General features: G+C 44.2%; 9 protein-coding genes. 8 read left to right on the forward strand and 1 reads right to left on the reverse strand.

The features are described from left to right. The first annotated feature begins 56 nt into the window (after window positions 1–56). The 8 genes from AC0L6H_RS06220 to AC0L6H_RS06255 all read left to right on the forward strand — a co-directional run bounded on the left by AC0L6H_RS06220 (window position 57) and on the right by AC0L6H_RS06255 (window position 11008). Entirely contained in the window at window positions 57–1397 is a 1341-nt protein-coding gene (locus tag AC0L6H_RS06220) for a sigma-54-dependent transcriptional regulator (RefSeq protein WP_473393215.1), read from the forward strand. After that, window positions 1394–2692 carry a sensor histidine kinase gene (locus AC0L6H_RS06225; RefSeq protein ID WP_473393216.1) on the forward strand — a complete coding sequence of 433 codons (1299 nt, stop codon included), beginning with the start codon at window positions 1394–1396 and terminating at the stop codon, window positions 2690–2692. Before AC0L6H_RS06220 ends, AC0L6H_RS06225 begins: the two co-directional genes overlap by 4 nt. A gap of 93 nt (window positions 2693–2785) precedes the next feature. After that, complete coding sequence (locus tag AC0L6H_RS06230) at window positions 2786–4174, forward strand: YfcC family protein (RefSeq protein WP_473393217.1); 1389 nt, start codon at window positions 2786–2788, stop codon at window positions 4172–4174. A 313-nt stretch (window positions 4175–4487) separates the two neighbouring features. Next, complete coding sequence (gene katG, locus AC0L6H_RS06235; protein WP_473393218.1) at window positions 4488–6677, forward strand: catalase/peroxidase HPI; 2190 nt, start codon at window positions 4488–4490, stop codon at window positions 6675–6677. 234 nt (window positions 6678–6911) lie between these two features. Beyond that, the gene (locus tag AC0L6H_RS06240; protein ID WP_473393220.1) at window positions 6912–7925 is read left to right on the forward strand and encodes a cupin-like domain-containing protein; all 1014 of its coding nucleotides are present in this window, start codon (window positions 6912–6914) and stop codon (window positions 7923–7925) included. 349 nt (window positions 7926–8274) lie between these two features. Continuing rightward, window positions 8275–9996: an outer membrane protein assembly factor BamB family protein gene (locus tag AC0L6H_RS06245; protein WP_473393221.1), complete on the forward strand. Its 1722-nt coding sequence runs from the start codon at window positions 8275–8277 to the stop codon at window positions 9994–9996. Between the two features lie 75 nt (window positions 9997–10071). Then, window positions 10072–10491 (forward strand): cytochrome b562, encoded by a 420-nt coding sequence (locus AC0L6H_RS06250; RefSeq protein WP_473393223.1) that lies wholly within the window; start codon window positions 10072–10074, stop codon window positions 10489–10491. Continuing rightward, complete coding sequence (locus tag AC0L6H_RS06255; protein ID WP_473393225.1) at window positions 10481–11008, forward strand: cytochrome b/b6 domain-containing protein; 528 nt, start codon at window positions 10481–10483, stop codon at window positions 11006–11008. Before AC0L6H_RS06250 ends, AC0L6H_RS06255 begins: the two co-directional genes overlap by 11 nt. Window positions 11009–11218: 210 nt before the next feature. Here AC0L6H_RS06255 and AC0L6H_RS06260 read toward each other — a convergent pair whose 3' ends face one another. After that, window positions 11219–12622 (reverse strand): DUF1552 domain-containing protein, encoded by a 1404-nt coding sequence (locus AC0L6H_RS06260; protein ID WP_473393226.1) that lies wholly within the window; start codon window positions 12620–12622, stop codon window positions 11219–11221. Window positions 12623–12679: the final 57 nt, after the last annotated feature.

Here is a 12679-nt window from a genome sequence, read left to right on the forward strand (position 1 = left end):
TTGCTTCCTCTATCAACGCCAAGCGGCGTCGAACACTGTTAGATTTAAGAAGTATTATGGATAAAATTCTCATCGTTGATGACACCACCGCAGTATTGCAAGCTTTGTCATTATTGCTTGAAATACATGGCTATGATGTTGTTACTACAACGTCGCCAGAACAAGCTGTACAGTTGGTCAATCAACTGCGCGTGTCGTTGGTGATTCAAGATATGAATTTCACAAATGATACAACCTCAGGGGAAGAGGGCGCCAAACTGTTTAAAGATTTGCGCGCACTTAATCCACATTTACCTATTATTTTGATTACCGCATGGACTGATTTAGAACAAGCCATTGCCTTGGTGAAAGCCGGCGCTGCCGATTATATAGCCAAGCCTTGGGATGACCAAAAGCTGCTAACCAGTATTGGCAATTTAATTGAACTAGGCAAAACCCGCGAAAAAACCGATGTGTTAGCCCGTCATGAAGCACAAGTAGCCCCAACAAAATCTGCCGCCGCCACAGCGGGTCTAGTCTATGCAAGTACCGCTATGCAGCGCGTGATAGACATGGCAATTCAAGTGGCAAAGTCTGATATTTCTGTGCTTATTACAGGCCCTAATGGCTCTGGTAAAGAAAAAATAGCCGAAGTTATCCAAACCCAATCCCCGCTTTGCGACAAGCCTTTTATTAAAGTTAACTGCGCTGCATTACCGGCGGATTTAATTGAAGCTGAACTATTTGGCGCGGAGCCTGGGGCATATACCGGGGCAACTAAATTACGGGTAGGGCGTTTTGAGGCTGCTGATGGTGGCACCTTATTTTTAGATGAAATTGGAACACTTTCGTACTCAGGACAAACTAAATTACTGCGCGTGCTGCAAACCGGACAGTTTGAACGCTTAGGTTCAGTAAATACCTTGCAAGTAAATGTTAGAGTGATATCGGCTACTAATGCCCAGCTTCAAGAGGCGATTGAGGCGGGTACTTTTAGGGAAGATTTATATTATCGATTAAACGTGGTGGAACTACAGTTGCCTTCTTTGGCGATGCGCAAAGACGATATTATGCCTTTGGTTAAGCACTTTTTAAGAGAGCGAAGCTTAAGCCATTCAGCTGAAAATGCGCTACTAAGTCATACTTGGCCAGGCAATGTGCGAGAGCTCGAAAACGCATGTAAACGTGTTGCGGTGTTAAAACCGGCAGGCATTATTGAAGCAGACGATTTTGCCTTTAACGACAATACCGGCTTTAATGTGAGTGCGCCCGCTATTAGCATCGAACAGCCAAATAAAGCGCAATTAGAGGCCGCTATGCGAGAGCACGAAGGCGTGATTGCCCGCGTTGCTCGCCAGTTTGGTCTTAGCCGCCAAGCCTTGTACCGCCGCCTAAATAAACACGGAATCGAGTATTGAAAAATATAAACATAGTCACGCGAATTTGGTTAATCACTTCGCTTTGTTGCGGCTTATCGCTTATGCCCATTTTTTGGTTCCTAGATTGGCCACTTTTGGAAAAATGCGCCTTTGCTGCTGTCGTTATATTTATCTGTTTTTTGTTGTTGCGCTACTTATTTAGAGATTTATACGAAGGCCTTAGCGCCTTAGAAACGGGCTTGCTGAACCTTAAAGATGGCGAGTTTTCTACCACCTTAAAGTACGACAACAAAGACGAGCTTGGCCATATGTGCGAGCTGTATAACCAAACGGTGGAAAAACTAAGACAAGAAAAGCACTGGTTATCTCAACGAGAATTATTACTCGATAAAATTACCCAAAGTTCGCCAGAAGTCTTATTTTTAATAAACGACCTTGGACAAGTGGTCTTTAGCAATATTGCCGCAAGACGATTTTTCCAAATAAAAACAGGATTAGAAGGGCGCGACATAGGCGAGTTATACGTTAACGCACCCAAGGGTACACAAACCGCGATAGAAGAGAACAAAGAGGGCTTGTTCAGTTTAGTCAAAGAAGATCAAGAAGCTGAAACATGGCACATGTCTACGGGGCGATTTTTACTTAACAATCAATCCCATACACTTTATATGTTAAAACAAATGACGCGTGAACTCAGTCGCCAAGAGGTAACGGTGTGGAAAAAGGTCATTCGCGTTATAAGCCACGAACTTAATAATTCATTGGGACCTATTTCGTCGATGCTGCACAGTGGCCGCATCTTAAGCATGCAAGTTGATGAAGACCGCCTCGCAAGGGTATTTGAAACCATAGACGAACGCATAAAACACCTAAGTGATTTTGTGCAGGGCTATGGCAAATTTGCAAAAATCCCCGAACCTAAAGTCGAAGCGATAGCGTGCAAGGCGCTTTTCGAACAATTAGCTCAGCAATGGGAATTTACCTATGTAAATAATGATGTGAGTACTATTTACGCTGACCCAGCGCAACTCGAGCAATTACTCATCAACCTAATTAAGAACGCCCACGAGTCTGAAACGGCAGTTGATAAAATAATGGTAGAAGTTAACGTTCGCGCAAAAGACACGGTGATTATCGTCACTGACCGCGGCAAAGGCATTGCCGAGTCACGCCTTAATAGTGTACTTATTCCATTCTATTCAACCAAAGCCAGTGGCAGTGGTTTAGGGCTCGCATTATGCCGCGAAATAATAGACGCTCACCATGGCAATATCGCCTTATATAACCGTGAAGGTGGTGGTCTGAAGGTCAGAGTTAGCCTGCCTCGGTTGTAAGAAGCAGCTATCCCTCGTTTATTTGCTTATCAATCAGAATAGCTATAAATTGCATAGTACAGCAATCACCTATAGTAAAGGCTCGCATACAATATGAAATCGTCCGGTATAAAAATTGACTCATTAGTGCTGATTTTTTCATTTATTGTTTTTGCTCAACTGCTTTCGTATTTAGTGCCGCAGGGTAGCTTTGAGCGCCAGCCTTTTGCTGATAACCCGAGCAGAGAAATAGTCGTTGCTGGTACCTACCAAGTATTACCAGAGGAAAAGCAGGTTAGCCTTCCTGTGTGGCATTTTTTAAATGCAGTGACTAAGGGCTTAGCGGATGCCCAAGACATCATCTTTTTGATATTCATTGTGGGCGGCGTGATTGAGATATTAAGAAAAACCGGCGCGATTGATGCCGCCTTAATGTCTGCGGTTCATAAAATGGGGCATAACCCAAGTCTGCTAATTATTGGCTGTTTCGCTATGTTTGGCTTTGGCTCCTTTACTATTGGTATGGGGGAAGAATATGTGCCTTTAATACCAATACTGGTTTCGATGGCGTTGGCAATGCGTATGGATGCCATGGTTGCGATGGCCATGGTGTGGATACCTTACGGTATAGGTTGGGGCTGTGCTGGTATTAATCCGTTTAATGTGTTAATTGCTCAGAATATAGCAGGCGTACCCTTAACCTCGGGCTGGGAAATACGTGTTTTAATGATGATCGCCTTTTTAGCTTTGGGATTTCATCATACCTATCGATATGCAAAGCGTGTAAAGGCAGACCCAAGCACAAGCCTAGTTGCCGATGTTAATTACGATGACGGCTTTAAACCCCCTGAAGATATTAAAATGACAGCGACAAGGACCGCCATCCTGTTGGTGTTTGTTGCCGGTATTGCGCTTTTTGTGTGGGGAGCGGCAGAGTATGGCTGGTATATAATGGAATTAAATACCGTCTTTCTTGGCATTGGTTTGTTAGCTGCCATCATTGGCAGGATTGGCGCAGTAAATACCAGTGATGCTTTTTTAAATGGCGCGAAAGGTATGATTGGCGCTGCGCTATTAGTTGGTTTCGCTCGCGCAATAGCAGTCGTCATGACTGACGGGCAAATACTCGATAGTGTGGTTCAAAGTACAGCTCAGCTTCTCGATGGTTTGCCGGCAGAAGTGTCTGGCGTAGGCATGTTATTGGTTCAATCCATTTGTAATTTCTTTATTCCTTCGGGCTCTGGCCAAGCTTTTGTCACCATGCCTATTATGTCACCCTTAGCTACTTTAACCGGCGTGCCGCAGCAAACCGCGGTACTGGCTTTTCAGTTTGGGGATGGTTTTACTAACATGTTTGTACCCACCAGTGCGCTACTTATGGGAGGCTTAGCACTTGGCAGAGTCCCGTATATTGCTTGGTTAAAATTTATTGCGCCATTAATGCTGAAAATACTGCTTCTTGCCTCGACTTTTATTGTGTTGTCGATTCATTTCCCATTCTAGTAAGCAATCGGGACAAGGTAAGTCAAAACTTAAGAATCTGTAAAACACTCACTCCTATTAAAAGCATTGGCGAGACTTAACTAAGTTTCGCCTTTGTTAATCAATAACACTTTGTTTTTACGCTCGTTCAATTCAGTTCTGCATACTTTATCTAACTTCTCAGTCTGAACTAGCACCTAATTTAAAAAAGCGATTAACGCTATCGTTAAAAGTCGTTGTACCTTATTCGTGTTGGGGTCTAGTATCAATACAAGTTAACCAAGGTAAAGCTTGTTAAGCTGATTCAGAACAAGCGATGAAAAAGGATTAAATTATGAGTACAAATCAAAACGACACAGGCGGAAAATGCCCAGTAATGCACGGTGGAAACACATCTGCAGCCACCAATGAAAAGAACTGGTGGCCAAAAGCACTCAACCTCGACATATTACATCAGCACGATAGCAAAACAGACCCCTTAGGGACTGACTTTGACTATGCAGAGGCTTTTAAAACTCTTGACCTAGAAGCTGTAAAAAACGACCTAAAAGACTTTATGACAAGTAGCCAAGATTGGTGGCCATCAGATTGGGGACACTATGGTGGCCTAATGATCCGTATGGCATGGCATAGCGCAGGTACCTACCGTATAGCTGATGGTCGTGGCGGTGCAGCAACGGGTAATCAACGTTTTGCGCCAATAAATAGCTGGCCAGACAACGCTAATTTAGATAAAGCACGTCGACTACTGTGGCCGATCAAGCAAAAATATGGCAACAAGTTGTCATGGGCTGATTTAATCATCCTAGCTGGGACGATAGCCTATGAATCGATGGGCTTAAAAACCTTTGGTTTTGCCGGTGGACGCAAAGATGTATGGCATCCTGAGAAAGACATCTATTGGGGTTCTGAGCAAGAGTGGCTAGCAACATCAGACTCTGAGAACAGTCGCTACTCGGGTGAACGTGATTTAGAAAACCCACTCGCAGCGGTAATGATGGGCTTAATATACGTTAATCCCGAAGGTGTTGATGGTAAACCTGACCCCTTGAGAACGGCCCACGATGTGCGTGTTACCTTTGAGCGCATGGCGATGAACGATGAAGAAACCGTTGCCCTAACAGCGGGCGGCCATACCGTGGGTAAATGCCATGGAAATGGCAGCGCTGAAAATCTAGGCGGTGAGCCAGAAGCGGGCGAACTCCAAGAACAAGGTTTAGGCTGGAACAATCACAAAACCCGCGGCATTGGCCGTGACACAGTCACCAGCGGCCTAGAAGGCGCTTGGACAACCAATCCAACTCAGTGGGATAACGGCTATTTTTACCTGCTATTAACTTATGACTGGGAATTGAAAAAGAGTCCAGCAGGAGCATGGCAGTGGGAGCCAATTGACATAAAAGAAGAAGATAAACCAGTGGATGCTGAAGACCCTTCAATTCGTCACAACCCAATCATGACTGACGCTGATATGGCAATGAAAATGGACCCTGAATATCGCAAAATTTCAGAGCGTTTTTACAATGACCCTGAATATTTCTCAGAAGTCTTTGCTCGCGCTTGGTTTAAATTAACCCATCGCGATCTAGGACCAAAAAGTCGTTATTTAGGGGCTGATGCGCCAAAAGAGGATTTAATTTGGCAAGATCCAGTGCCAGCACCAAAAGCAGAGTTAACAGATAGTGATGTGGCTAGCCTAAAAACAAAAATACTTGCCACTGAAATACCTGCATCTGATTTGATTGCGACAGCATGGGACAGTGCTCGTACTTTCCGAGGCTCTGACTATCGAGGAGGCGCAAATGGTGCGCGTATTCGATTAGCGCCTCAAAAAGATTGGCAAGGTAACGAACCTGAGCGCCTTCAAAAAGTACTCAGCGCCCTTGAAAATATTCAAGCGGATTTTGCAAAAGAAGTTAGCATCGCAGATTTGATTGTACTTGCGGGTAGCACGGCTGTTGAACAAGCAGCTCAAGCAGCGGGCGTTGATATACAAGTGCCCTTTACCCCTGGACGAGGTGATGCCACAGATGAGCAAACTGATGTGCCATCCTTTGAAGTATTGGAGCCCATACATGATGCATTTCGTAATTGGTTGAAAAAGAACTACACGGTCCAACCAGAGGAACTCATGCTAGATAAGAGCCAGCTTCTTGGTTTGACTGCACCTGAAATGACCGTATTAGTCGGCGGAATGCGCGTGTTAGGGACCAACTACGGCAACACAAAGCACGGTGTTTTTACAGATAACGTTGGCGTACTAACTAACGATTTCTTTGTCAACTTAACGGATATGAATTACAAGTGGGAGCCTACTGGCCGCAATTCATACAATATTGTAGCGCGCAAAACGGGAGAGACTAAATGGACAGCAACACGGGTTGATTTAGTCTTCGGTTCAAACTCAATTTTGCGCTCCTACGCTGAAGTTTATGCACAAGATGACAACAAAGTTAAATTTGTAGAAGACTTCGTTAAAGCTTGGGTAAAAGTAATGAATGCAGACCGCTTTGATCTGTCCTAAGTAAAATCAACTAAGTGACCTAAGCCCGCTAAGCATAAGTTTAGCGGGCTTTTTCAATTGGTCCAAGCAAATTGCCCTTTGTTTATCTAACTAACTTGCGTGAGATTCAATGTCGTCAACGGTTGACTGCGATTATCTAATTGCGAGAACGCAACCCAAAGTTTAGCAATACAATTTAAAATCCAATACACTCTGTTTTTAGATTAAAACAATAACCATTATTAGAGAGCAATAGTGACATTTGATTTAAGCAAGTTGCCGGCACCTGACATATATAGCAAGGTGACAAAAACACAGTTTGAGCAAGAGCTTAAGCCTAAAGGTATGCCTTTTGTTATGAAAGGGTTTGCCTCAAGCTGGGAGCCGGTTAAAGCGGCAAATAGTCAACAAGATATGCATAGCTATTTGACCTCATGTGCCAGTAGTCTGAGCAAAGCGATGTCTTTAAGTCGTATTCCTAAAACAGAAAAAAGCCGCATGTTTTACAATCAAGATATGACTGCAATGAATTTTGGGGTAGCACAATTACCTTTGGAAAAATGCCTAGCGCGAATGCTTAGCGATTCGCATAATGCCGACTATGCAGCGCAATGTGTGCCAATAGAAAAATATTTTGAAAAATTACTAGCGCAGATACATAACCCGCTTGTTGAAAATACCTTGACCCCGTTTATTTGGTTTGGAAATAAAGTTGTAGTTGCCCCCCACTTTGATGAGTCAGACAATATTGCGGTAGTCGTAGCAGGCAAGCGCCGCTTTACGCTGTTCCCTCCTCAACAAACTGAAAATTTATATATTGGGCCCTTAGAATTCACACCAGCTGGACAAGCAATAAGCTTAGTAAATATTCTTGAGCCAGATTTAAAACAACATCCTAAATACGCCAAAGCTTATGCAAATGCCTTATCAATTGAACTAGAGCCCGGTGACGCAATTTATATTCCTACACCGTGGTGGCATCACGTTCAATCGCTTTCTAGTTTCAATATATTGGTAAATTATTGGTGGAACGATAGCGATTTAGGCACAGCAAAGCCCTTAGCTGCGATATTGCATGCGATGCAGGCATTTCGCCATTTACCTAAGGCGCAACAAGATGCCTTTGCGAGCATGTTGCAATACTACGCTTTTGACGACCCAAAGAAGTCTCATGAACACATACCTAAACATGCAAAAGGGTGGTTAGATGAGGCAAATCCAAAATCGAGATTGGAGTTGGAGCACTTCATTAAAGTGTTTTCTAAATAACAACGACCTAATACAAGTTTCGCGGATTGTTAGCGGGCACTTGGCCTTGTAAACAGCAAATTTGCTAAATCTTGTTTAATCTACTATATTCCATTATCTAGAAATAGTGTTATATTATATATATAAACGCATTTAAGAATGAGTTTAACTAAAAGTTTATAGTTTGGTGTGATAGGCGAAATTAAACACAAAGAGGCCCAATGATGAAGATTAACCATTTTGAGCCGCAGCCGCAGTGATGATGAGTAGCTTCAGCAATAAGCCAAGACTGGACAGTGTCTGCCCCAGTACCAATATTTTTGAACATGGGAATGTTATTTAAATGCTTAGGAATTTGGGGAAAGTTAAGGTGTTCAGATCACTTCGTAGTATAATAAGATTATCGATTGCTGTAATTGTTGTTACCGCGATATTCAGTTGTAAGCACTTACCAAACTCATCGCTTAGCGATAGCCAAAATTGGCCGCAAGCCGCAGGCCCTCAGCATAGCTGGGCTGGCACAGGGCCAGCTGCTCCTAACAGTTGGAGTGTAGCTCGAAACGAAAATATTCTATGGCGCACACCCCTACCAAATGGTGGCCAAAGCGGCATAGCCGTTTGGGGCGACCGTCTTTTTCTAACTACCTATACAAAAGACACCGGTGGCGATGAATTGATGAGCGCCGATATCAGTGGGCACGCTGTAGACGCGGCTACCGGTGAAATCTTATGGACAGTACAACTGCCAGGTTCTGTCAAAAGTCCCATGCTTTACGCCTATTCAGACTCCACCACGCCTACACCCGTGACCGACGGTAACTTGGTTGTTTTTACCAATGCCAGCGGCGTAATGGCTGCCTTTGATTTTGATGGTAACGAAGTTTGGCGGCGTGAATGGAAACCTTGGGGACGGCCTCCTTATCCTTTTAACAAACAACATGAGCCTATTTTATATAATGGCGTGGTAGTTAACGTTGAACCTCGCGACGGTAATCCTGAAGAATTTTTTGGTTGGAATTATCTTCGCGGTATAGATATAAACACAGGGCAAACACTGTGGGAAGCCCAAGATGGCACCACGACTTATACAACCTCAGTCTTTGGTTTTGCCCCAGATGGACGACCGGCTATCATGACCGGACGAGGCGGCCATCACGGTGTTCCTGAACGCCCTATCGGCTTAAGCCTAGTTAGCTTAGCAGAAGGCGAGGCTGGCAAAACCATATGGCGTTTTGAACCACGCACAGATAACGACGGGCGTGAATTAGCCGAAGGCGAAGTTCTTGGTAACACTCATGCTTGGCAAGTGCTTTGGGTTATGCATTGGAACAAAAAACATGCCTATATGTTTAATTTAAACCCTGAAGAATCTCATGTGGTGATAGATGCTGAAAATGGCAAGATGTTGGCAAAAACGTCGATGATAAACAATGTAGATTATCGCCCCTGGGATATATCTAAAAATGAACATCGCCTTTATGAGAACGTGAATATTAGAGACATGCGTGACTGGTCGCCAAGGGTAAATGCGGGCCCTGAAAACTATATGTATGTTTACCCCGCGTGGCATACCAACATCGTTGCTGAGGGTTACCATTATTTTTTAACCAGCACCGCCCACACGCGCAATAAACGAGCACATCCTAAGGGTAAAGCAGGTCCATCCCATTCGATTGGTCGAGTTCACATTGCAACAGGTAAAACTGAGTATTTAGAGTTACCAGTCAGCGTTATCAGAAAACCAGGGCAGCCTGACGAGTTTATATACGGCGTTGAAGTGAAAACAAGTACCCTAAATAGCCAAGGCAAAGAAACAGCAGGAAATGCCCGTTCAAGAAGTGATGGCGCCACCTTTCCGGTGTTCTGGGGAAGCCCGAGCAATATTAATGGCACTTTGTTTTTCCATACCACACTAGGAATAACATACGCGATTAAGGCAAATGCGCCTGTGTTAGATGCATCAGCAGTGTTAGCGATTAATGATTTGGGTCCATCAGGTGAAACCTGGAGTCTCAATTCTATTAGTTATGCTAACGGCAAGATTTACCATCGCAGTTTGAAAGAGTTAGTGGCCATTGGTTTTACACCCTAGGTAGCCAATAACTTTTTGAAATTGTTTTTTTACACACAAACACTTAATCATTATCATTACTTGAGAACCAACCCTATGAAATATGTAGTCAGCCTTGTAACACTAGTCCTAATTTTCTCCACTTTTAGCTTTTCAAACGCAGTATTTGCAAAAGTACCAGACGAAAATAGCGTCGTTTCTAAAAACTTCAAAGATATCGGCCGCTCTTTGCGTAGTTTGCGCAAAGCTGATAACAGCCAAGACATTATAGAGTCACTCGAAAAAATAAGAGTTATTGCGCTTAAAAACCGTGAAGAAGTGCCAAGCGTTATGAAAGCCGGTACTGCAGAGTTCACCAAATATCAAAAAGGTATGGACACCTTTGTGGAAAATATAGATAAGCTTATTGCTGCTGTTGATAGCGGTGAAATAACCAGTGGCCGTGAAGTGCAAAAAAAGTTGGGTGCAGACAAGAAACATTTTCATAAAGAACTCGACATAGAAGATGACCACTAAAAATAGTACAGTCAAAAGCGCTTCTATCGGCTGGGACTGGCTAGTACGCTTAGTACATTGGTCAGTAGCGGCGCTTTTCATAAGTAACTATTTCTTCACCGAAGAGGGCTCTGAGATACATGAAAATGTAGGCTGGGTTTTATTAGGCCTTGTGATCGCGCGCTTACTTTGGGGGCTTACTTTTGCGAAAGGCCCTAATCGTTTGCGTGACTTTGTGCCAACACTTGGCGCGACTAAGCAACATCTCACTGAGTTAAAAACCAGAACACCAAAGCAGCGTGTTGGACACAATCCGTTTGGCGCCGTTGCCATTTATGCGCTTTGGACTGGGCTTATTACTAGTGCATTAACCGGCTGGGGAATGGACACTGACTGGGGTTTTGAAAATGACGTCGATCAGTGGCACGAATTAGCCGTTGAATTCACCTTTGTTGTGGTATGTATCCATGTCACAGCGGTTATTCTAGTCTCGCTCTGGCTTCGCAAAAACTTGATTCGTGCGATGATTTTCTCTTAACCCATATGGATGTGACGGATCGTTGAAGCTTCATGCGTCACCTCCGCTTAAAGCCATTCGCTTAAGCAAAAAGCCATCAAAACGTCATTCCCGCGGAGGCGGGAACCTCCTTGGAACATAGTAAAATCAGATAGTTAAAGGATGTGTTGGCAGATTCCCGCCTCCGCGGGAATGACGGATATGTTTGAATTTTATGTTAACCGAACAGCATTAAACCCCGCGGACGGTTCCTGTGCTGTCGGCGAAGTTTCTTGTTTTCACACCTAACTTTTGAAGCATTGTTAGATACAAGTTAGACAGTGGTTTGTCGCCCTTTATGTTATCCATTTTATAGGGCTCAGGGTCGCCTGGCGCCCATGCGCCGCGATAAGCGTTGGCACCGGCATGGTTGTAGTATTGCCCATGCTTAAAGCCCATAGATTTACCCCCAGCCAGTATTAATGGATAATTTTGAGAGAGATGGAAAGCACTTGAGGCCGAACCAAACAAAAGCAAAGTGTTGTCGAGCATGTTGCCATCACCTAGTGGTTCAGGTGTCGACTTAAGCTTGGCCACAAAGCGCCCAAACTCTTCGGCCTGAAAGCGGTTATAAATGCCAAAATTCTTCCAGCCATCTGGATATTTTGTTTGATGCGAGAGCTTATGTGTTAGCGGAAAACCCACTGCCCGCGCAAGATAATCACTAATGCCAGCACCAAGCTCTTTTCCTAGCATGTAGGTTGCCACGCGAGTTGAGTCTGTTTTAAAGGCGAGGTAAATCAATTCATACATCGTTTGAATATAGTTTTGCGGATCATCCGGCGTGATATCCAAATTTAAGTGGCTGGCGTCTACACTGGGTAGCGGAACATCCATCCAACGCCCAGCTTTCTCTACTTTACGCTCAGTTTCACGCACAGAATGCAGAAACTCATCAAGGCTATGTTTGTCGTTGCTAGATAAATCGCCGCGTAGCGTGCGGGCATCGTTCATCAGTTCATCAAGTGCGCTGGTACTAAGTGCTAAACGTCTAGCAGCATTTCCATCATCCTTAACAAATAGCTCATCAAAAATACGTTTGGGTTTATTTTGGGCTGGAATCGCTCGACCATTGCGATCAAAAGACATTGTATGGGCGCCCCGAGGAGTACCTGTACCGCCATCTGTCGACATCACAAGCGATGAAAAGCGGGTATGCTCACCAACATGCTCTGCATACACTTGGTCAATGGATATCGCATTTTTATAATCACCCGCACCGCCTGTATTTGCACCTGTTAAAAACTGATCGGCATTTGAATGGCCATGCACGCTGCGAGCAGAGGGGTGAGAAAAACCTGAAAGAATCGTTAGTTGATCACGCAAGGGTGCAAGTGGACTTAAGCATTTACTGAAGGTGAAATCGCTACCCGACCCATGTGGGAACCAAGACCAATCTTGATAGGCAGGATCGTCCTCGCGTGGCATGGGCACACCATTGGGTATATAAAAGCAGGCTAAACGCTTACGACTAGAAGGGCTGCCAGCTAAGTTATCTATACTAGAAAAGGTTTCAAACGCGGGTAATGCAAGTGCAAAACCACCGAGTCCACGAAGAAACTTCCTGCGGTCAAGGTTGTTGAGTTTTTTAGTCATATGTAATCCCACCTTGTTGTAGCTTATTAATTTACCCAATGGGCAGTCATTCGTCTA

This window comes from Glaciecola sp. G7-5 (assembly GCF_055808975.1).

Coding starts and splice junctions, on each gene's coding strand:
- AC0L6H_RS06250 (WP_473393223.1), top strand. CDS start 10,072: ATGAAATATGTAGTCAGCCTTGTAACACTAGTCCTAATTTTCTCCACT.
- AC0L6H_RS06220 (WP_473393215.1), top strand. CDS start 57: ATGGATAAAATTCTCATCGTTGATGACACCACCGCAGTATTGCAAGCT.
- AC0L6H_RS06260 (WP_473393226.1), bottom strand. CDS start 12,622: ATGACTAAAAAACTCAACAACCTTGACCGCAGGAAGTTTCTTCGTGGA.
- AC0L6H_RS06255 (WP_473393225.1), top strand. CDS start 10,481: ATGACCACTAAAAATAGTACAGTCAAAAGCGCTTCTATCGGCTGGGAC.
- katG (WP_473393218.1), top strand. CDS start 4,488: ATGAGTACAAATCAAAACGACACAGGCGGAAAATGCCCAGTAATGCAC.
- AC0L6H_RS06230 (WP_473393217.1), top strand. CDS start 2,786: ATGAAATCGTCCGGTATAAAAATTGACTCATTAGTGCTGATTTTTTCA.